Below are 20,357 nucleotides of genomic sequence, written 5' to 3'. Positions count from 1 at the left end.
CTGAATCATCGCGCGGCAGGCCCCGGGATACCGTACCGACCGGTGATCTTCAGGGGGGGCAGATGGCGGCGGTACACCAGCAGGACCTGGGCGAACGGCTGCTCGGTCTCGCCCGGCACTGGTACGCGACCGGCGCGGCCGAGGAGCTGCGCCGCCGTACCGGGGATCCCGGCCCGGTACGGCGGCGTTCGGTCGAGGACGACGCGTACACGGAGGTCGAGGAGGTCACGCTCGGCGGGGTGACCGTCCGCGCGGGGCACAGTGCCGTCCTCACCTCGCTGGAATGGGCGTTCGGCATCCGGCCGCCGGTGGCGGAGCTGGTGGCGCGCGCCGTGCCGTACCCGAACGCCCTTCAGGTCAACCGGTCCACCGTGAGCCATGTCCTCGTCGGCCGCCGGAGTCCGCGGGACTGGTCCGAGCTGGCGGCCCTGCGCGACCATCCCGATCCCGCGCACCGCCGGTTCCTCGCCGATGTCCTCGGGAACCGGCAGTCCCTGGCCTGCTTCCAGCAGCGCCCGGACACCCGGCGGGACCCGGACTTCCTGGCCGCCTGGGCGCTCGACGAGCCGGACGGGCAGGTGCTCGCCCGGGTCCTGGATGTCTACACCTCCCAGGACCACCCCCAGCAGGAGGCCATCGGTGTCCGGTTCGCCGGACATCCGGACCCGGAGGTGCGGCGGGAGGTACCGTACTGCCTGGTCAGGGCGGGGGAGCCACTGAGCGCGACGGCGAGCGACACCCTGGCCCGCCTGGCCCGCGACCCCGACACCCTGGTGCGGCGCACCGTCGCCCAGGCCCTCGGCATCCCGAGGGGTCTCACCCCCGCCTCACGGGAGATGCTGCTCGCCCTGGTCCAGGATCCCGTACCCCAGGTGAGGATCCCCGCCGCGGGCTCCCTCGGTCTCGCGGACGAGCACAGGGCGGTGGTCACCGACGCCCTCGCCGAGCTGCTCGACGAGGAGGACGTACTGCTGCGGCTGGAAGCGGCGTACGCCCTCGCCCTCCGGGACGACCCGCGCACCGAGGAGGCCTATGAGCGGGTCGGTCCGCTCGATGCCGGCTTCGGGCACGATCCCCGTGCGGACGCTCTCCGGAGGTACCGGACGCGGAACCCGGCGCCATCGGATCCGGCGGCCGGCTGACGTACCGCCGGTACCGGACGGCGGAACGCCGATGGCACCGGCCCCCGTGCTGGGAACCGGTGCCATCACCCGTGCTGTGCTGTGCCGTGCCGGGCCGTGCGGAAGGGTCAGCGCCGGGGCGCGTCCTTGACCCGGCCCGTGAGGAGCGGACCCTCGGACCACTCGCCGTCCTCGGTGTAGAGGAGCACCTGGATCCGCAGCAGCTCCTCCGGCTCGGTCACCGTGTCGGTGATCGTGGGCACGGAGAACTCGGTGCTCGTCGCACCCGCGGGGACCTGCACCCACAGGAAGGAGCCGCCCCCGGACAGGGCACGCTCGGGGTCAGGGGTGCCGCCGAGCTGATCGGCGAGCCATTCCGGGGCGACGTCCTTCGTGGACAGCTCCGTACCCTCGCTCACCGGCAGCAGATAGAACGGCGTCTCCAGATCGATGTCGACGGCCGCGGAGAGGTTCACCCTCCAGGTGAGTGCCCAGCCCTCGGTGATCGAGTCGGCGACCGGGGTCACGGTGACCGTGGGCGCGGGGTCGTCGTTCTCGACCATCACACCCCCGAAGGCGCCGCCGACCGCCGTGCCGCGCACCGCCTTGGCCGCGATCATGTGGTACAGGTCGTAGTCGTACGCGGTGTTGCCCTTCACCGTGATCGAAACGGTCTCGGGGTCACCGGACTTCACCGACACCGTACGGACCGTGGACTTCCAGGTCTTGGGGTCGAGGACGGCGAGCTTGACCACGCCGGTGCCCTTGCCGGTGGCCCGGATGTTCACCCGATGGGTCCGGGACCCGGAGTCGCCCTCCTTGACCTTCACCTGGTCGATGTCGATCCGCGGCAGTGCGGCGGGGCGTACCGCCGGGGTGCCGGGGCGCCAGCCCCAGGCGTCGATCAGCCAGAGCCTGCCGGAACCGCTGCGCGGGGTCAGCTCCAGCGACTTCGTCCGCTTCAGGTCGACACCGGCGGCGGTGGCGGCCTTCAGCGGGACGCGAAGCTCACGCGCCCAGTTCGCGGTCGTGGTCTCGGTGCCGGGGAGGCCGTCGGCGGTGACCTGACCGAGCTTCACCCGCTTGCCGGAGGTGTCGGTGACGGCGACATCGAACCGGGTACCCCGGGTGTTCGGCGGCACGGCCACCCGCAGGGCGAGCGCTTCGGAGCCCGCCAGCGAGAAGGATCGTTCCGGCGTGAGCCGGACCGGGGTGCCCGCCTTGGTCCAGCGGGCCGTGACCGCCTTGCGGCCCGGCTCGTTGTCGGCGACCATCCACGCCGCGAAGTGCGGCGACCGGTCGGATCCGGAGGCCGGCAGACAGGCCCGGGTGTCGTTGGTGGTGACCTGGTCGCACACCCGCCCGTTCGTCACCGAGAGCGGGGCGTCGGGCAGGATCGCCGGGGTGCGGTTGCCCCCGACGGCATGGGTGAGCACCCGGGCGGGACCCGCCGAGGGCGCGCGCCGGCCGGAGCCGTCCAGCAGGGGACGGACCTTGTCGTCGCCGGCGACGAAGAGCCGCGCGGCGGCGGCGATATAGGTGGTGCCCGCCTTCTGCTGCTGCTGGGCGGTCAGCCGGTGCTTGGCGCCCGCCGAGCAGACCGGGCTCTGGTCGTCCCAGACGTCGTCGATGGCCGGGGCCTCGGCCTGGCCGGGCGTCCACTCCGTGTTGAAGAAGTTGTGGTTGGCGCCGGTCATGTACACCGCGCTGTGCAGTGCGGTACCCCGGCCGATGCCCCGGCCGGCGTCGAGGTACAACTGGCCCTGGAGGTCGCTCACATCGCCGTCACAGCCCGGCAGGATGGTCACGGAGGGCACATCGGGCGCGGGGTTGTGGCCGAAGACGGTGGGGCCGACCAGTACGGTGCCGCGGATCCGCCAGCTCACCGGCCCCCGGTAGCCGTCCTCGGCGCGCGGCGGCGGGGAGACGCTGTCGAGGGCCGCCCTGTTCACGCCCTCACCGCCCCGGGAGTGGCCGACCAGGAGCACCTTCGAGAGGTCGGCGGGGTCCGTCGCGCGTACCGCCTTGGGGGCCTTCGCGGGGTTCGCGCCCCACTCCGCCCAGCGGCCGAGGTGCTGGCGTACCAGCGACGAACGGCCCTGCGCGCCAAAGTCGGCCGTGTTGTTGTCCTGCCCGTTGATCCCGTTCGCGGAGATGGAGATCGTCACATAGCCCTGGGAGGCCAGGAGCTTCTGGTCGTGCAGATAGCCGCGGTGGCTCGGTATCGCCTTGAGACCCGGCCCGCACGGCCACTGGAGACTCGATTCCTCCGTGCCCGGCTTGTAGCAGGTGGAGTGGCGGCCGTGGAGGAAGAGCGCCAGCGGTCGCTTCCCCGGCGCGTCCGTCGGGCCGACGACCGTGGCCCGCATCTCCACGGGCTCGGGGTAGTCCGGCAGCTTCACCGACTTGAGGACGTACTCACCGCTGGTGGTGCGGTACTTCCCGGCGGTGCCGGGGTCGACCGGGTTGGCGGGCAGCGGGGCCTCGGGCGCCGCCGGGGCGGGCGTCCGGCGGGGACCGGGTGCCCGGTCCGCGGCCGCGGCGTCCAGCCGCCGGGCACCGGCGACCACCTGGAGTTCGCCCACCGGCCCGATCCTCGTCTCATCGAGACGGAGCCGGAAGGTGCGGTGGTCGGCGGAGGGCTTCGGGAAGCCGAGGGTCCGCTGCCCCGAGCGGAACTCGACGAGGGAACCACCCGTGCCCACGGGCTCCGGCGAACTCCAGACCAGCTGATCGCCCTGGATCCGCCAGCCCTCCGGCAGCCGCTCCGCCGAGGCTCCCGGCGGAGCGCCGGGTATGGACTCGGCGGTCGGCTGCGCGTGCGCCATTCCCGGCGCACCCGCGGCCAGCGCCACGACCGCCAGGGCGGCCGTCAGCGCGCGTGAGGCCTGTCTCACTATGGTGTCTCCTCGTTTTCGGCCATGTTCGGCGCCCCGGGAATCCCTGGGGGCCCATACCGGGGAGACGGTGACAGAGCGTCAAGGGTTGCCTGGCGGGGAAACCCGTATGTCCCCGGTTGCGGTGGCCAGGGGGGCGCCGAGAATGGAGGGATGAGGCGGTGGGCCGTGCGGGCCGCCTTCGTGCTGGTCGTGCGGGCCCGCGCGGGTTGGTCGCCCGGCCCGCGACGGGCCTGCGGGGCCGCACCGCCGAGAAGAGAGGCGGAATCGCATGCCGACGCTTCCCTGGACGACACCCAACCCGGCCCCGTCGCACACGCCCGCGTATGTCATGGCGTCCCGCTTCGTCCTGCGGTCCCGCAAGGACGTACCGCGGTTCTTCCTGAACTCCCTGAAGGCATGGCGGCAGGTACGTTCCGCGCCGGGGGCCTTCGGGGCGTCCCTGGTCGCCCAGCCCCTGTCCGGGACCTTTCTGACGCTGTCCGCGTGGGAGAGCCGCGACGCGCTGTACGTCTTCGCGGGAACGGAGCCCCACCGGCACATCATGGAGACCATGCGTCCCACCATGCGCACCGCGACCTTCACCTTCTGGGAGGTCTCCACCGATGACCTTCCGCTGACCTGGGACGACGCCCGGCGACGGCTGGACACCCAGGCCGTCGCCGACGCCCGGCCGGGACCGGCCGGCCCGGTGAACGGCTGACCACCGCTGTTCCTCTGCCCTCCAGCCCTGCTGACCTGCTGACCAGCTGACCAGCTGACCAGCGAAGAAACCCGGTGTCACGCCCGGCGCACCTCATGCCAGAATGCGGCGCATGTCAGTTCGATATCCCCGTCCTCTGCGCCCCGGCGACCGTATCGGTGTCACCTCTCCGTCGAGCGGGGTCTCCCCGGAGCTGGGTGAGCGCCTCCGGTTCGCCCTCCAGGTGGTGCGGGACCGTGGGTACGAGGTCGTCGTCGGAGCGTGCATGGACGGCTCGGGCCATGTGAGCGCCCCGGCCGCCGACCGTGCGCGCGAGCTGATGTCGATGCTGACCGATCCCACGATCAGGGCGATCGTGCCGCCGTGGGGCGGGGAGACGGCGATCGATCTGATCCCGCTGCTCGACTGGGACCTGCTGCGGGAGACGGAACCGACCTGGCTCGTCGGCTTCTCCGACCTCTCGACCCTCAGCACCCCGCTGACCCTGCTCACGGGGATGGCGACCGTCCATGGCAACAACCTCATGGACACGCCCTACCACGTACCCGAGGGCCTGCTCTCCTGGCTGGACATCGTCGCCGCACCCGCCGGGCACCGGTTCGTCCAGACCCCGCCCGGGAGCCACCGGAGCGCGGGCTTCGACGACTACGCGGACTTCCCCGGGGTGCGCGAGTACACCCTCGACGCGGCGGGCGGCTGGACCCGGCTCGACGGCACCGCCGATGTGACGGCCGAGGGCAGGCTGATCGGCGGCTGTATCGAGACCCTGTGCAACCTCGCGGGGACGGCCTACCTCGACCTCCCGGCCTTCGCCCGCGACGAGTCCCCGGACGGACTGCTCGTCTATGTCGAGGCCACCGACAACGACGCCTTCACCATCTGCCGGAATCTGCACGGGATGAGGCTCGCCGGATTCTTCGACCGCGCGAACGCGATCCTCGTCGGCCGGACCACCGCGCCGGACAACGCCACCCTCACCCAGCACGAGGCGGTCCTCGACGCGCTCGGCTCCCTGAAGGTGCCGATCATCGCCGATGTGGAGTGCGGGCATGTCCCGCCCCATCTGCCGATCGTCAATGGCGCCTACGGCCGGATCGTCCACTCGGCGCACCGGAGCGAGCTGACCCAGACCCTGGTCTGACGGCTCGGGCGCGCCGGGTGCTCACCGGAAGGGCGTTCCGTCGGATTCCAGCAGGCGCAGTGCGTCGGCGGCCGCCGGGGAGAGCGTAGGGACCCGCAGTTCGGTACGGGGGATCCAGGCCGCCGCGTCGGTGGAGCCGTCGGTCTCGGCGGCCGTCGGCTCCCCCGCCGTGAGACGGACGGCGTAGAACACGGCGGTGAGGTGCCAGTCCACCGCGTTCCGCCGGACCGCGTAGGTCCGCGCGTCGACCAGCCGGGCGGCGGCGAGCCCGCGTCCGGTCTCCTCCCGCAGCTCCCGGGCCAGGGCCTCCACGGGCTGCTCACCGGGATCGATCCCGCCGCCCGGCAGATGCCACAGCCCCGGCGCGAAGATCGGTGACGCCTCCGACAGCCGGGCCAGGAGCAGCCGGTCGTCCTCCACCGCGATGGCGTACGCCGAGACACGGGTCCGCACCTGAGCGTCCATCTCTCCCACCCCTTCCCCGTTCGGCCGGTGGGCGGACATCCCCGTACCACCATGATCCATTCTAGAACGGTCCAGGGGGCGGCGGCCCTGACCGGCGGGGATGCCGGGGCCTGCCGTACTCTCCGTCCCGGCGGATGAACCCCCGGGGTCTGCGGGGCATCTCATCCAGGGGAGGGCGGCCACCGTGGCCGCGCGAACAGATGCGGGTGGAGGAGGAAGCATGATCCTGGTGTTGCTCGGTGTCCTGGCGCTCACGGTCTTCGGGTGCGTGTGTGTGGTGTGGGCCCCGCGCGGCGGGCCGCGCTGGACGCACGGTGTGGCGGCCGTGACGCGTGCCGCCGGGGCGCTGGTCGGGCGCTCCGGGAAGAGCCGGAGCGGCAACGGCAACGAGGACGGTGCCGTCGGCTGAGCGATGCGTGCGGGAGGCGAGGTCTCCGGCCCGGCCCTGGCGGTGCTCAGGGAGTTCCGGCCGGGAGGCTCCCGGTGCGGCCCGTCGCCGAGGGGTTGCCCTGATGGATGAAGGCCGCCCAGGAGGAGACCGAGGCCAGCCGTTCCGCGGACCGTTCGGTCCGGGTCAGCAGGGCGCCCCGGAGGCCGGGGACGGGGCGGCGGTCCGGGTCGAGCATCCACCGCTGGGCGGCGCGCAGGGCGTCGGGCGGGGCGAGGCCACCGGTGGTCAGATGGTGGTGGAAGACGACCATCAGCGCGGCGGACGCCCCGTCCACGACCTCCCAGCGGGAGCCGACCACATCGGTGGCGCCCCGGGCCAGCAGCGCCGTCGTCGGAGTGAGTGCCTCGTCGTGGTCCCGGCTGCTGAGGTCCGTCTCACAGGCGCTGAGCACCACCAACGGCCCGCCGGCGGGGGCGGAACCACCCGGCGCCCCGGGCAGGGCGGGAGGCACATCGAGGACCTGGGTGACCGTGAGCCGTCCCTCCGGGCCGTCCACCGTGCCGTCGGGGGAGGCCAGTTGGAGCACGGAGTCGGTGGGACGGAGCCCGGCCATGCCGTGCACCACGAGGTGGACCAGCGAGGCGTCGTCCCGGGCGCCGGGGAGACCACCCGGGAGGAGGGAGAGCACATCGCCGGGGGTCCCCGGGGCGTCCTCGGGCAGATCGTCGTGCCAGCCGTACAGCAGCGCGCCGGGGTAGTGCGCCTCCCGCAGGGCGGTCACCTCGTCCTGCGCCCACTCCAGCTCCCCCGTCGGGTCGGTGACCAGGACCACGCGCTCGTCGGGCCTGCGCCGCTCCCGCCCGGCGGCGCGCAGGAACTCCCCGCCGGAGGCCGCGTACGAGACGACCGCGCGCTCGCAGACATAGCGGGGCGGCGAACCGGGGGCGGAGGGCAGCCGGGCGGCGTGCCAGGGGACGACCCCGAGGTTCCCGCAGGGGACCAGGACCAGCCGTACGGGCTCCCCGTCGCCTCCGCTGTCCCCTCCCCCGCCGTCTCCCCCGGCCACTGCTCCGGCCTCCTCGGCGCACGCGGCCACCGCCGTGAGCAGCGGGCCCATCACGGCCTCGCCGGCCCAGTCGCAGAGCGCCTCCAGCGCGGTCTCCCAGCGCTCATGGGCCGCGTCCCGGACGGCCCTTTCCTCTCCCCGGACGGCGGAACGGTGGGCTCCGGCGTCGAGATACTCCTTCAGCGGCCCCTGCCCGAGCGGGTCGAGTCCATCGGGCCAGAGCGTGCGCGGCTCACCGGCACGCGGGACGAGCAGGACGAGCCCGGCCTCCTTGTCCGTACCCGGCACCAGATGGACCAGGGCGTCCACGCCGGCCGCCCGCACTCCGTCGCGCAGCTCGCCGGGGGCCGGGACGCCCAGCACCCCGGAGAGCGGATCGGCGGCCGGTGCGCCCGGCTCCGCGGGCGCCTCCCGCAGGGCGTCCAGGGCCCGGCGGCGCAGTTCGCTGGGGATCCCGGGCTCCAGCCCCGGCAGCGGGCGGGCGGTCTCCCGGGCACCCTCCACGGGACGGAGGCCACCCGACCGGGACGGCAGCTCCCGCAGGGCCGTCCGCCACCGTTCGGCCAGCTCGTGCTCGCCGCACGCGTCCAGCCGGGCGGCGACGCCGGTGGAGGCGGCCACCGAGCGCAGCACCATGGCCCGCCCGGTCTCCAGCGACTCGACCGCCTGGTCGGCGCGCCCCTCGGCGGCGGCCCACCGGGCGGCGGAGAGCGCCCTGCTGGCCCCCGCCCGGGCCGCCTCCAGGCCGTGTTCCGCGCCCAGTTGGAGCAGGACGTCCTCGGCGACGATCCGCAGCGAGTCCCGCGCGGCCATCACCGCCGACGCCCGGTCGCCGCGCATCCCGTACGCCTCGGCCAGCCCCCACAGCACCCGTTGGGCGACCTCCGGCGAGCCGGCCGCGTCGAGATCCGCCCAGGCGCGCTCCAGTTCCCGGATCGCCTCCGCCAGGTCGAGGGCGCCGCCCTGCGTCTCGTACAACGTGGTCAGCGCGTAGGCGATGGACAGCCGGACCATCCCCTGCTGGCCCGCGACCAGGGACGGTCCGTCCAGGCTCCGCCGGGCCCGCTCGATGGCGGCCCGGACCCGGGTGGCATCGGGTTCGTACCAGGTGGAGAGTGCGACCAGCGGCGGCCAGAGCGCGTCGAGCAGCGGACGGACCACGGGCGATACACCGGGGTGCTCCGTGGCCTCGTCCAGATCGGCGAGGGCGTCGCGCAGGAGTGTCAGGGAGCCGTCCCGCGCGGCCAGCGCCAGCCGGACCATCCCGGTCTCCAGCGGAAGATAGTGGCCCCAGGGGGAGTCCGGGTCCTCCTCCTGCCTCAGCCGCAGCAGCTCCGCCAGCATGGTGTCCAGTTCGGCGGGGCTGTCCCAGCGTATCTGCTCAAGCCGGAGCGCCGTGTGCATGAGCCGGGAGACGGCTTGCAGTTCCCGGCCGTACGAGTCGGCGGCGTATTGGGCGCCGAGGGTGGCCGAGCCCTGCTGGAGGAGGGCGCGCAGCGACTCCCTGGCCTGGTCCCGGTCCATGAGGTTGCCGCCCATCCGGCCGGCCACGGCGGTGAGCGCGGGCTGGAGGAACTCGGCGAGCCACTGGGCCCATCCGGGTGCGTCCCCCGCTCTCGCCCGGCCCATCAGCCGGGCCGCCTCGGGAAGCTCCGCGTAATCCCCGGTACGCAGGCCGGTACCCATCCGGGCCAGCGCGTCCATGAGGGCGTCCGCGGGGCCGTCCCCGGCCCGGCTCCGCCAGGCCTCCTGCACACTCCTCATGTCGTCGGGCCCCAGCAGCCCCGGAAACCGCATGACCAGGCCGAGGGCGGTGTCCAGGAGCTTTTCCTCCGTCTCCAGCAGATCCTCGGGGAGGGGACGGCCCCAGTCCTCGGCGGGCAACGCCTCGGCCATCCGGCGCATCTCGTGGAGGAAGCCGGACGTGCTGCCCCCGATACCGGGGACGTAGGGCGCCAGCTGCTGGGCCACGTCCATCGCGCCCGCCATGTCCTGGAAGGTCTTCATCCCGGAGAGCGCGTCGAGTGTCCGGGCGTACGCCTGGACGAAGGGCGCCTGCCCGGGGCCCAGGTCCGCCAGCATCCCGGTCATCAGTTCGCTCAGCTCCCGCTGGTCCCGGAGCAACTCGGGGTCGCGCCGGGACAGCTGCTGGGCCATGCCCAGAATCTTCCGGAGACCGTCCATGCTGCCGTCCAGACCGCCGCCCAGGGCGGTGGGGGTGTGCAGGATCAGCACCAGATGGCCCCGGGCGGACCGTTCGGCGCGGGGGTCGAGCGCGCCGGAGGCGCGGGCCGCGCGCAGGGCCGCGAGTCCCCGGCCGCGGTCGTCGTCGGTGGGGTCGGCCAGATAGCGGGTGGTGCACAGACCGCCGAGCCTGGCCCGCAGCAGGGCGAGGTCGGGGTCGTCGTCGGGGAGTACGGCGGCGAGTTCGGTCTCCAGCGCGGCCACCTCCGCCAGGGTCCGGTCCAGCAGCGCGGGGTCGACCTTCAGGGGGACCCGGACCGGGCCCGGTCCGCCGGGTGTGAACGGGCGGTCCGACGGGGTGCCGGGCGGGCGGTCCGCCAGGGTCTTGATGATCAGGGGCAGGGCGTCGGCGGCGGCCCGCCGGGCCCGCTCGCGCGGTTCCTCCGGCCCACCGTGGTCCGGCCCCCGGTCCGCCCCGCTCAGCTCCATGGTCGCTCCCCCTCCGGCCGCCGTCCTGAACCGGGGCACCGCCGCACACCGGTACGGCACACCCCGCCGCCCATGGTGCGGCCCGCCACCGCCCGGCGGAACCTCCGCGGGCGCACCGGCCACGAACCGACCGGCAGCCACCCGCTTATCGCCCGGTCCGCCGGACCCGTACCGCACCGGACACCGCCGACCCACCCGGGGCTCCGGCCGGAAGCCGTCGCAGCCGTCGCGCGTACCGGCAGACGTGGCAGCGGGTCCGCCGCGACCCCGGTCTCCTCGAAGAGCTCCCGCCGGGCTCCTTCCCGGGGTGTCTCCCCCGGCTCGACCCGCCCGCCCGTCGAACGTGTCACGTGTCACGTGTCATCGGATCACCCTAGGGCGAGGGTCCGACACCGGGACGACGGGACATCAGGACGACGGGGCGGGAGGGGTCAGGAGGAGGTACCGAGACGGTCGACGGCGCGCCGGACGGCGGCGTCGACCTCCCCCAGGACGTCACGGACCTCCGTATAGCGCACATACTCGACCGTGGCCACCGACCTCAGGCCGCGGACGAGGAATCCGTACTCCTCCTCCCTGCCGTCCTCCAGCAGCAGCACGATCGGTTTGCCGAAGGCGCTCGCCCAGCCCATCTCGATGTGGGTGCCCGGAGAGGCCGGGATGCCGGGGAGGGCGACGAACACATCCGCCTTCCCGATCTCCTCCTGGTCGAGCGCCGTGCACCGGTCGGGCGGGATCATCTCGGCGCCCCACGCCTCCCGGCGATGGGCGTTGTAGACCTGGAGTCCCTGGCTCTCGAAGTGCTCGATGAGCTGAACGAAGGGGAGTTGCGCGGTGGTCGCCATCCGGTTGGTGCCGGGGTCGACCAGTCCCATGAAGGGCCCGGCGAGAAAGACACTGCGGACCCCGGCGGGGGCGGGCCGCCGGGTGCTGTTGCTGCTGTTGCTGGTGAGGGTCACCGGGATACCTCCGGAACGGACGAGAGGGCGGACGCGGACTGCCGGGGCCAGCGATGGCACATCATCCGCCGGAACAGCGGCGGAAGGGCCGCCATCAGACGGCCGTCCAGGGACCCCTCGTAGGTCAGCCGCCGGTGGAGTTCGAGCAGCGCCACCACGTCCTGCCAGTACTCCGGAAGGGGGAGCCGGCGGATGTCGTCGGCGCCCAGGCCCAGGGCGTCGGCGCGCAGCAGCGCCTCCAGCCGCAGGACCTCGTGGATCCAGGGCCAGTTGTCGCCCGCCGGCAGGGCGGGGAAGAGGTCGGGGCCGGGGGACGGCCCCCGGGTCACGGCCTCGTCCAGGACCGCCGTCACCCGGCACAGATCGCTGTCGTAGATGTGGTACGAGCCGACCTGGTGCACATAGCCGCCGACCTCCAGACCGAGTTCCCGGGCGAGGAGTTCGAGGAGGAAGGTGAAGGAGAAGACATCGCTCACCATGCCTCGGTAGGCGTCGTTGGCCCGCATCGCGCCGATGCCGTGCAGCCGTCCCTCGCGGATCAGGAACTGGAGGGAGAGGGTGCAGGCGACATCGATATTGCCGGGGATGCGCAGCTCGGCCGGGTCGAAGATCTGGACGACCGCGCGTTTGCTGTCCGGGTCGTCGGCCAGCACCTCGCGCACGGTCCGCCACTGGTCCAGGCCGCCTCCCGGGGCCGGGCCGCGATAGCGGAAGATGCGCGGGCCGTACGCCGTGCCGGCGAGGGTGGCCCCGTCGGCGGAGTAGGCGCGGATGCTGGGCGCGTAGTGGGCGATGAAGTCGAGGTCGGGGCTGCCGGAGAGGTACCAGAGGACCTCGGCGAAGTTGAACACCGGATTGGCGCGCCGCCGGGGCAGGGCGACATGGCGCTGGACCGGGTCCCGGACCGCGAAGGAGACCCCGAGCCGCTCCCGGCTGGGGAAGCCCCGGGGCGCGTTGACATGGGCGGCGTGGTCATGGGTCTCGCGTAGCTCCCGCAGATACGCGTCCTCGACCGTTCGGTAGATGCTGCGCACGGGGCCCCCTCAGTCCTTGGAGAAGCACTGGATGTAGGCGTTGCCGCTGGTGCCGTAGGTGTACTCCGTGGTGTCGTACGCCCGGTAGGGGTGGCGCTCGACATGGATGCGGCTGAAGTGCTCGACGTACTGCCAGCGCAGTTCCGGCTTGGTGCTGAAGAACGGGATGAAGACGCCCCCGGGGCGCAGCACCCGGACGACCTCGGGCATGGTCCGGGCCCAGAGGTCCTTGTCCGTCCAGACGTCCATGTCCAGGGCGGGGTCGAAGAACATGCCGTCGAAGGCGGCGGTCGGCAGGGACCGGACGCGCTGGAAGAAGTCGCCGCGTTCGATGGTCAGGTTGGCGGGCGGGTCGGGGTGCCGGGCGCGGAAGAGGTCCTCCACCTCGCCGAAGAGTTCCAGGACGGTATGGCTGCGGGTGGCGGGGTTCTCCGCGATGCGCAGGGCGGAGAGGCCGAGTCCGAGGCCGACCTCGTAGAAGTCCTGGCCGTGCCGGCAGAGCAGATCGGCGCCGGCCCACATCAGATCGCGTTCCCAGGCCTGCATGGCCTGTTCGCCGCCGATGCTCAGGGTGGTCTCGCCGTCCGTCTCGATGAGTTCGACCGTGGGGCCGGCCGTGGTCCCCGGGGCGGTGACGGTGTCGGCCTCCGGGGCGGTGACGGCGCTGGATTCCGGGGTGGTGGTGGCGGCGCTGGTCTGCTCCATGGGTGTCCTCCTGGGGTGACGGGTGGAGGCCGGCGGTGTCAGCCGGTCCGGGGGACGACTCCGAAGTGCCGGCGGGCGGTGGAGACCGCCAGGTCCTGCACGGCGAAGACGGTGAAGTAGTAGGCCTGGGGGGCGGTGTCCGGGGCGAAGCGGAGCTGGAAGGTCACATCCCGGGGGGTGCGGTCGGCCGCCTTGACCCTGACGGCCGCCGGTGTCACGGCGGTGTCCTCGCGCAGATAGCCGGGGACGAAGACCCCGAGCCGTACGGGTCCGGGGCGGGCGGCGGTCAGCTCGGCGCGGATCTCCAGGACCCCGCCCGCCGGGACCGTGTCATCGGCGTACGCCAGCAGCCCGGGCGCCCCCGGGACCCGGAAGGTCACATCCCCGCAGCGCAGACAGACCACGCAGACGGTGTCGAGGACATGCGGAAGGAGACCGCGCCGGGTGAACCGCTGGGCGGGCCGTCCGCAGTGGCAGACCACCTGGTCGACCCGGGGGTCGAGCCGGCTGCGGTCGCCGAAGTGGGCGGGGTAGTTCATCAGCTCGGTCTCGGGGTTCTCGGTGACCTGCCGGGCGATGGCATGGTCCAGGGACTGGAGGTCCGCCGTGAGCGAGGCGCGGATCCGGTCGCCGGACCGCTCGGCGCGGTAGGTGGGGCGGGCCACCCAGAGGTCCGTCTTCCGGGCGAGCCGGGTGAGCCGGGGCCGCAGCGGATGGTTGTGCGGCAGCAGATCGCCGGTGAGCAGGGCGGTGAGCCGGGTGCCGACGGTGAGGAGGAGCTCGTCGGGCCGGTGGTCGGCGGGCGGGGGCGGGGGCGGTGCGCCGTCCTTCTGGTGGGGCAGGCCGAAGCGCATGAAGGCGGGGTACGGGTGCGAGCCGGCCAGGCTGGCGTTGAGGGTGTCGGCGGAGTCCGCCCCGGTCGCCGCCGCCCGCATCCACTCGGTGTTCTCGGGCCGGTCGGAGTCGTGGACGGAGACGGCGGAGACGACGGTACGGGCGGGTCCGTCGAGGGCGTTGAGCAGGATCTGGTAGCGCGGGTCGTAGAGGGCGAGGTCGGAGAGGGGGCCGCTGTTGCAGGCGCTGAGCACGATCTCGGCCGCCGCCACCCGGTGCAGGGGGACGAGTTTGTCCTCGGGTTTGTAGCAGGGCAGTCCGTAGGCGCAGCGGGGGCCGAGGAGGGCGGGGTCGCGGGGGGCGGTGGGGTTGAGGCCGCAGAGGGTGAACTCGCCGAGGTTGACGCTGTCGTCCTTGCCATGGCCCTGGAAGACGACCTTGCGCCAGCGGTGGTCGAGGATCTCGGACCGGATGTCGACGCGTTCGAAGGCGCGGTCGTCGTAGACGCGTACGTCATGGGCGGGGGCGGGGCGGTCGGTGTCGGTGAAGAGGCCGAGGCGGGTGAGGCTCCCGTCGGTGGCGAGGTACTGCTTGGCCACATGCCAGTGCAGGGAGCGCGGATCCCGTCCGCTGAGGAAGGAGACGCCGAGTCCGTCGGCCCGGTAGGTGCTCTGGAGGAGTGCGCGGACGGGGTCGAGGCGGAGGTGGCGGTAGGTGCCCAGGATCAGGAGGGTGCCGCCCAGCTCATGGCCCCACCGGTGGAGGTCCTTCGGTGACAGCCAGCTGCGGGCCAGCGGTGCGGCCAGGTCGGTGGTCCCGTCGACAAGCTCTCCGGCGCCGAGGACCACGCCGTGGTCGAGGGGGGTGGGGCGGGCGGTGCGGTCGTACAGGGGGGAGGCGAGGTCGATGCTCTCCGCCAGGTCGGGGCGGCCGTCCACCAGGACGGGGACCGGACCGCGCGGGGCCGCCGTGGGGGTGTCCGGTACGGCGGCGCCGGATGCGGGGGCACCGAGGAACTCCTGTACGGCGGCGCGGAGCCGGTCGGGAGCCACGGGCCGCAGCAGCGCCGTCGGGGTGGGGGACATCCGTTCGGTGGTGCGCTGGTCGGTGTCGGCGGAGTGCATCAGGGGTGACCTCTGTCCGGATTCGGGGAGTGTGCGGAGGGGTGGTCGGACGGTCGGGGGGCGGGGGGCGGGCGGTCAGCTGGTGGGGGCGGTGGAGAGCGAGCGGGTCACCCCCTGGGTGAGCAGGCGCCGGCAGCCGAAGGCCCCGAGCGCGGTGGTGAGGGCGGCGGCGACGGCGACCGCGAAGACCCCGTGCGGTCCGATGGGCTCGACCAGCAGGCCGCCCGTCTGCTGGCCGACCGCCTCGCCGAGGACGGTGGCGAGCGAGGCCCAGGTGAACGCCTCGGTGAGGAAGCGGCTGTCGGCCACCGCACCGACCAGGTTCATCTCGCAGGCCGAGACGAGGGCGATGGGGGCGCCGCCCAGGGCCAGGGCGAGGGCGAGGGTGGTCTCGGAGGTGGCGAACAGGGGCAGGGCGGTGCCCACGGCGTAGGCGAGCACCAGCCAGGGGAAGCGGCGGTGCACCGGCCGCCGGGACTGGGAGGTGCCCAGCCACAGGGCGCCGATCGCGCTGCCGATGCCCCAGCAGGCATAGACCAGGCCGGTGTGTCCGGGGGTGCCGTGCCGGTCGACGAAGGCGGGGATGGCCAGGGTCATCAGACCGATGGGGACGGCGGATCCGGCCATCACCGCGACCAGGGCGAGGAGGACCGGGTCGCGCAGCGGTCCGAACAGGCCGCCCGGTGTGTCCTGTTCCTTGGTGGCGCTGCGTTCCCGTTCGGCGAGGTCGGGGTGGGGCGGGGTCAGCGCCAGGCCCAGCGCGCCGATACCGCCGAGGACGGCGACGGTGGTGACGGCGAGCCCCGCCGACCCGCCGGCCATCAGTACGGCGAGCATCAGGGGGGCGCCGATGACGAGCAGTTCGGTGAGGAGCGCCTCCCAGAGGTAGGCGGTCTCCCGCTCGTCCGCACGGAGCGGGAGACGGGCCCAGAGGGAGCGCATACAGGCGTTGGCCGGGGGCAGTGCCGCGCCCGCGGCGACGGCGAGCGCCAGTTGGGCGGGGGTCGCGGGGCCGGTGGCCCAGACGAGGGCGGTGAGGGCGGTGGGGTAGACCAGTCCGGTGCCGAGGAGGACGCCCCGCCGTCCGGCGCGGTCGACCCGGCGGGCGACGAGGGGGCTGCCGAGGGCCATGCCCAGGGTGTAGAGCGCGGAGACGAGTCCGGCCTGGGCGTAGCTGCCGCCCTGTTCGCGGACGACGAGGACCATGGCGAGCGACATCAGATAGACGGGCAGCCGGGACACCACGCTCCACCAGGCGGGGCCCGCCACATGGGGGCGGGTGAGGAGTCGCAGGAACCGTCGGGGCATCCCTGTCATCGTGGCTCAGCTCTCCGTCTGTCGGGGGAAGGGGCCGGGGTGTGTCGCCGGCCGGGGGGCGGGCCGCCGGGCACCGGGGATCAGAGGTCTCGGGGATCGGGGATCGGGGGTCCCGGTCAGGGGACGGCCGCGGGGGTGTCCTCGGCCGCCGGTGCGACCTCGATGGCGAAGGTGTCCAGCACCTGCCGCATCCGCCGCTCCACCTCGGCCGCCGAGGCTCCCTCGATATGGACATGTCCGCAGGAGTTGTGGGAGGCGCGCCGGGCGGTGACGCGCTCCCCCGGTGCGGTGCGCAGCACGGCGTCGATGACTCCGGGGAGCGCCAGGAGTTCCCGGCGCGGGGTGAGCCGGGTGACGGTGCCGCTGCCGGGGAGCGGCAGCAGCAGATCGCCGACGCAGCGCCGCCTGCCGTACTCCAGGGTCGGCCGGTGTCCGGCGTAGACATCGAGGGTGGCGCCGAAGACGTCGAAGCCGTAGGCGTGGCCGTGGTTGGCGGTGATCTCGCATCCGGCGAGCCGCAGGCCGACCTCGCCGGCCCAGGCGGCACCGTCGGTCTCGAAGAACTCCATATGGAGGTAGCCGTGGTCGATTCCCATGCCGTGGACGATCCGCCGCACCAGGTGGGCCACGTCCGTGGCGGGGCCGGGGCCGGTGGCGACGCTGATGTTGGCGTTCATCGCGCCGTCGACGATGTCCAGGGGCCGGCAGGGCATCGCACTGGGCCAGACGTCCAGCACCTCGCCGCCGTGGATCAGCGCGCATGCCTCCCACTCCGTACCGCCGAGGTACTGCTCGGCGATCCAGCTACGGGCGGTGAGGTCCACGGCGCGGGCGTCGGCGGGTCCCCGGAGGAGGAAGGTGTCGACGCAGGCGAAGGAGTCGACGGGTTTGAGGACGACCGGCCAGCCATGGGCCGCCGCGAAGCGGGTCACCGCCCGTGCGGTGTTCACCCGTTCATAGGCGGCGGTCCGCAGGCCCAGTTCCCGGAATTTGTCCTTCATGGCCGCCTTGTCCCGCACCCATCGCACCTGTTGGTCGGTGAGGTGGGGCAGTCCGGCCAGCCGGGCGAAGCGCTGGGCGGTGCGCTGACGGGGTTCGGAGGGGTTGCAGAAGCGGGTGGGGCGGACGGGCCGTCCGGCGATCCAGGAGAGGTATCGCCGGGCCTCGGCCTCCAGGGGGACGTTCTCGCGGATCCAGAAGGCGGGCAGATGGTCGGTCTCCCGCAGATAGGCGGGCGGGAGATCGGCGCGTGCCTCCTCGAAGCGGAGCAGGACGAGCCGGTCGCCGCGCTCCCGGGCGGCGTACCGGGTGAAGGACGAGGGCCGGTCGTCCGCGAGCAGGACGGTCTCCGGTGCCACCGTCACCGGGTGTGCCGGGCGTCCTGGGTGGGCCCGTCCTGGGTGGGCCGGAGGGTCTGTCACAGGGTCTCCAGGGTCTGCCGGAGGGTCTTGGCCGCGATCCGCTGGTCGGCCTCGGACAGCTCCGGGGAGAGCGGTACGCACAGGGTGCGGTCCAGCAGGGCGCGGGTGCGGGCGAAGCCGTCCCGGCTGATGCCCCGGGGCACACCGTCCGCGAGGTTCCAGGGGAAGCCGTCCGCGTACAGGGACCGGCGGGAGGTGAGGACCGGGTGCTCGGGGAGGAGGTATTTGCCGAGGGTCCAGTTGGCGATGGAGCGCTCGGTGAGGCGGGCGACCGCCGCGTCGCGGAGTTCCCGGCTCTCCAGCCGGAAGCGGAGGCTGATCTTGGCGTCACCGGCCGCGCGCGGCAGCGGGGTGATGTCGGAGCGGTCGGGGAGTTCCTCGCAGGCGATGGCGTAGTGGCGCTCCAGCCCGGCGAGGATCTCGTCGAGATGGCGGAACTGCTGGAGCTGGATGGCCGCGACCTCCTCGCTGGTGACGAAGTTCTCCCCGTAGTAGGCGCCTTCGTTCCAGGTGGGGTAGCGGCCGGGGACCCGGGCGGAGCCGTGGTCGTGGTAGCAGCGCATCACCTCCCATGCCCGGGGGTCCTGGGTGACCAGCAGTCCGCCCTCGCCGGAGGTGAGGACCTTGTTGTGGTGGAAGCTGAAGGTGCCGGCGTAGCCCCGGGTACCGGCGCGGCGGCCGTCGGGGAAGGCGGCGCCGAGCGCCTGGGCCGCGTCCTCGATGACATAGGGCACCCCTTCGGGGAGCCCGGCGACGGTGCCCTCCATATGGGCGACGATGACGCGCTGGGTGTCCGGGGGCAGCAGGGAGGTGTCGAGGGAGAAGGTCTCGTCCACATCGACCGGCACCGGGATCAGTCCGGTGGAGAGGACCGCCCCGGCCACGGCGACAAAGGTGACGGCGGGGATGTGGACGGGGTCGCCGACCCGGGGCCGGGTGGAGACCAGGGCGAGCCGCAGCGCCTCGGTGCAGTTGTGCACGGCGAGGACATGGGCGGCGCCGAGCTTCTCGGCGACCCGCCGCTCCAGCAGACTGGCCATGCTCTCGGACTCGGTCTGATAGCGGAACAGCACGCCCTGCTCGACGGCGTGGCGCAGTTCGCTCATGTCCGACCAGTCGAGATAGTTGGCGCCGTAGGGCAGGAAGCGCAGTCCCAGTCGCTTGTCGAGGGTCATCGTCCCGCCTCCCCCGGGGCCGCCGTCCGGCTTCCCGCCGGATCGAGGGCGCTCCGGGTGCCCGGTTCCACGGCTGGTTTCCCGGCTGGCTCAGCGGCTGGTTCTGCGGTCGGTCCGGCGGCTGGTTCCGCGATCGGTCCGGCGGCTGGTTCCGCGATCGGGCAGGAGGTCCCGTCCACGAGCATCTCCTGGCCCCGGTAGTTGCGCAGCATCAGTCCCTCGGGGGTCTCGCGGTGATAGGGACGGGCGATGGGGATTTTCCCGAGCCGGGTGGTCAGGACATATTGCGGGACACCGAATCCGGTGATGTGGCCCTGGAGTCCTTCCATGATCTCCCAGCCCTTTTCGATCGAGGTCATGAAATGGGAGACCCCGGTCACGTTGTCGCAGTGGTAAAGGTAGTACGGGCGGACCCGGATGCGCAGCAGTGCGGTCATGAGGGTGCGCATGGTGGACAGTTCGTCGTTGACCCCCCGGAGCAGTACGGTCTGATTACCGACCGGAATGCCGTGGCGCAGCAGCCGGTCGACCGCCTGCTCGGCCTCGGGGGTGATCTCCTTGGGGTGGTTGAAGTGCGTGTTCAGCCAGACCGGGTGGTAGCGGGCGAGCATGGCGCAGAGTTCGGGGGTGATGCGCTGGGGCAGCAGGACGGGGAAGCGGCTGCCGATACGGATGATCTCGACGCTCGGGATGGCGCGGAGCCCCGAGACGATCTCCTCCAGTTTGCCGTCCCGGTAGGAGAGCGGATCGCCGCCGGTGAGGAGCACATCGCGGATTTCCGGGTGATCGGCGATGTATTGCAGATCCGCGCCGAAGTCCTCGCCCTCGTTCTTCTCGAAGTAGGTTCCTTCCACATCGGTGGTGTGGAATTTCCGGGTGCAGTGGCGGCAGTAGACCGGGCAGGCCTCGGTGATGAGCATGATGACGCGGTCGGGGTATTTGTGCACCACCCGATTGGTCTTCCGGTAGAACATGTCGCCCACCGGGTCGACTTCGGCGCCGCTGAATTCCATGAGTTCGCTGAGGGCGGGTACCGCCTGCTGCCGTACGGGGCAGTCGGGGTCGTCCGGGTCCATCAGCGAGGCGTAGTAGGGGGTGATGGACCAGCGGTATTTTCCCGCTGTCTCCGCGATGGCCTTCTCCTCGCCGGGCGTGGGGCGGATCCATTCCCTGGCCTTTTCCAGATTCGTGATGCGTTTGCGCATGTGCCAGCGCCAGTCGTTCCACTGGGCGTCGGGAATGTCGTCGCGGCGGGTGGTACGGGACGGTGTGCTCCCGTCGGTCCGCGGGGACGGCGTGATCCCGTCGCTCCGCGCGCTCGGGTGGGACAT

Annotated in this window: 16 protein-coding genes; 4 read left to right on the top strand and 12 right to left on the bottom strand. The window is 72.9% G+C overall.

All coding sequences use genetic code 11. The features are described from left to right. Positions 1-62 precede the first annotated feature (62 nt). A complete protein-coding gene (locus ABT354_RS18030) occupies positions 63-1,142 on the top strand; it encodes a HEAT repeat domain-containing protein (RefSeq protein WP_351494740.1) in 1,080 nt (359 codons plus the stop codon). A 107-nt stretch (positions 1,143-1,249) separates the two neighbouring features. Here ABT354_RS18030 and ABT354_RS18025 read toward each other — a convergent pair whose 3' ends face one another. Further along, the gene (locus ABT354_RS18025) at positions 1,250-4,018 is read right to left on the bottom strand and encodes an alpha/beta hydrolase family protein (protein ID WP_351494738.1); all 2,769 of its coding nucleotides are present in this window, start codon (positions 4,016-4,018) and stop codon (positions 1,250-1,252) included. A 271-nt stretch (positions 4,019-4,289) separates the two neighbouring features. Between ABT354_RS18025 and ABT354_RS18020 the strand changes: the two genes are divergently transcribed. Both ABT354_RS18020 and ABT354_RS18015 read left to right on the top strand, forming a co-directional pair. After that, the gene (locus ABT354_RS18020; RefSeq protein ID WP_351494736.1) at positions 4,290-4,721 is read left to right on the top strand and encodes a DUF3291 domain-containing protein; all 432 of its coding nucleotides are present in this window, start codon (positions 4,290-4,292) and stop codon (positions 4,719-4,721) included. A gap of 112 nt (positions 4,722-4,833) precedes the next feature. Next, positions 4,834-5,862 (top strand): S66 family peptidase, encoded by a 1,029-nt coding sequence (locus ABT354_RS18015; protein ID WP_351494734.1) that lies wholly within the window; start codon positions 4,834-4,836, stop codon positions 5,860-5,862. A 21-nt stretch (positions 5,863-5,883) separates the two neighbouring features. Here ABT354_RS18015 and ABT354_RS18010 read toward each other — a convergent pair whose 3' ends face one another. Continuing rightward, the gene (locus ABT354_RS18010) at positions 5,884-6,327 is read right to left on the bottom strand and encodes an NUDIX domain-containing protein (protein WP_351494731.1); all 444 of its coding nucleotides are present in this window, start codon (positions 6,325-6,327) and stop codon (positions 5,884-5,886) included. Positions 6,328-6,547: 220 nt separating this feature from the next. Between ABT354_RS18010 and ABT354_RS18005 the strand changes: the two genes are divergently transcribed. Then, a complete protein-coding gene (locus tag ABT354_RS18005) occupies positions 6,548-6,736 on the top strand; it encodes a hypothetical protein (protein ID WP_351494729.1) in 189 nt (62 codons plus the stop codon). Between the two features lie 46 nt (positions 6,737-6,782). On the opposite strand, the gene ABT354_RS18000 is transcribed toward ABT354_RS18005, so the two are convergent. The 10 genes from ABT354_RS18000 to blsG form a co-directional block, all read right to left on the bottom strand. Then, positions 6,783-10,457, bottom strand: a complete 3,675-nt coding sequence (locus tag ABT354_RS18000; RefSeq protein WP_351494727.1) for a CHAT domain-containing protein — start codon at positions 10,455-10,457, stop codon at positions 6,783-6,785. Further along, positions 10,448-10,807: an NUDIX domain-containing protein gene (locus ABT354_RS17995; RefSeq protein WP_351494725.1), complete on the bottom strand. Its 360-nt coding sequence runs from the start codon at positions 10,805-10,807 to the stop codon at positions 10,448-10,450. The genes ABT354_RS18000 and ABT354_RS17995 overlap by 10 nt, the downstream gene beginning before the upstream one ends. Positions 10,808-10,888: 81 nt before the next feature. Further along, positions 10,889-11,416, bottom strand: a complete 528-nt coding sequence (locus ABT354_RS17990; RefSeq protein ID WP_351494723.1) for a nucleoside 2-deoxyribosyltransferase — start codon at positions 11,414-11,416, stop codon at positions 10,889-10,891. Beyond that, positions 11,413-12,450: a thymidylate synthase gene (locus ABT354_RS17985; protein WP_351494721.1), complete on the bottom strand. Its 1,038-nt coding sequence runs from the start codon at positions 12,448-12,450 to the stop codon at positions 11,413-11,415. The genes ABT354_RS17990 and ABT354_RS17985 overlap by 4 nt, the downstream gene beginning before the upstream one ends. A 9-nt stretch (positions 12,451-12,459) precedes the next feature. Then, positions 12,460-13,155, bottom strand: coding sequence for a class I SAM-dependent methyltransferase (locus ABT354_RS17980; protein ID WP_351494719.1), 696 nt, complete (start codon positions 13,153-13,155; stop codon positions 12,460-12,462). A 38-nt stretch (positions 13,156-13,193) separates the two neighbouring features. Next, a complete protein-coding gene (locus ABT354_RS17975; protein WP_351494717.1) occupies positions 13,194-15,113 on the bottom strand; it encodes a hypothetical protein in 1,920 nt (639 codons plus the stop codon). A gap of 75 nt (positions 15,114-15,188) precedes the next feature. After that, positions 15,189-16,421 carry an MFS transporter gene (locus ABT354_RS17970; protein ID WP_351494715.1) on the bottom strand — a complete coding sequence of 411 codons (1,233 nt, stop codon included), beginning with the start codon at positions 16,419-16,421 and terminating at the stop codon, positions 15,189-15,191. 125 nt (positions 16,422-16,546) lie between these two features. Next, on the bottom strand, positions 16,547-17,788 hold the full coding sequence (locus ABT354_RS17965) for an ATP-grasp domain-containing protein (RefSeq protein WP_351494713.1): 1,242 nt from the start codon (positions 17,786-17,788) through the stop codon (positions 16,547-16,549). A 59-nt stretch (positions 17,789-17,847) separates the two neighbouring features. After that, positions 17,848-19,026, bottom strand: a complete 1,179-nt coding sequence (locus ABT354_RS17960; protein ID WP_351494712.1) for a DegT/DnrJ/EryC1/StrS family aminotransferase — start codon at positions 19,024-19,026, stop codon at positions 17,848-17,850. Further along, entirely contained in the window at positions 19,023-20,357 is a 1,335-nt protein-coding gene (gene blsG, locus ABT354_RS17955; RefSeq protein WP_351494711.1) for an arginine 2,3-aminomutase, read from the bottom strand. The genes ABT354_RS17960 and blsG overlap by 4 nt, the downstream gene beginning before the upstream one ends.

Source organism: Streptomyces sp. NPDC000594, assembly GCF_040299965.1.
Taxonomy (GTDB): Bacteria; Actinomycetota; Actinomycetes; order Streptomycetales; family Streptomycetaceae; genus Streptomyces.
The sequence above is the reverse complement of the archived record's forward strand: the minus strand, read 5'-3'. Positions and strand labels throughout refer to the sequence as shown.

Coding starts and splice junctions, on each gene's coding strand:
- ABT354_RS18030 (WP_351494740.1), top strand. CDS start 63: ATGGCGGCGGTACACCAGCAGGACCTGGGCGAACGGCTGCTCGGTCTC.
- ABT354_RS18020 (WP_351494736.1), top strand. CDS start 4,290: ATGCCGACGCTTCCCTGGACGACACCCAACCCGGCCCCGTCGCACACG.
- ABT354_RS18015 (WP_351494734.1), top strand. CDS start 4,834: ATGTCAGTTCGATATCCCCGTCCTCTGCGCCCCGGCGACCGTATCGGT.
- ABT354_RS18010 (WP_351494731.1), bottom strand. CDS start 6,327: ATGGACGCTCAGGTGCGGACCCGTGTCTCGGCGTACGCCATCGCGGTG.
- ABT354_RS18005 (WP_351494729.1), top strand. CDS start 6,548: ATGATCCTGGTGTTGCTCGGTGTCCTGGCGCTCACGGTCTTCGGGTGC.
- ABT354_RS18000 (WP_351494727.1), bottom strand. CDS start 10,457: ATGGAGCTGAGCGGGGCGGACCGGGGGCCGGACCACGGTGGGCCGGAG.
- ABT354_RS17980 (WP_351494719.1), bottom strand. CDS start 13,155: ATGGAGCAGACCAGCGCCGCCACCACCACCCCGGAATCCAGCGCCGTC.
- ABT354_RS17975 (WP_351494717.1), bottom strand. CDS start 15,113: ATGCACTCCGCCGACACCGACCAGCGCACCACCGAACGGATGTCCCCC.
- ABT354_RS17970 (WP_351494715.1), bottom strand. CDS start 16,421: ATGCCCCGACGGTTCCTGCGACTCCTCACCCGCCCCCATGTGGCGGGC.
- ABT354_RS17960 (WP_351494712.1), bottom strand. CDS start 19,026: ATGACCCTCGACAAGCGACTGGGACTGCGCTTCCTGCCCTACGGCGCC.
- blsG (WP_351494711.1), bottom strand. CDS start 20,357: ATGTCCCACCCGAGCGCGCGGAGCGACGGGATCACGCCGTCCCCGCGG.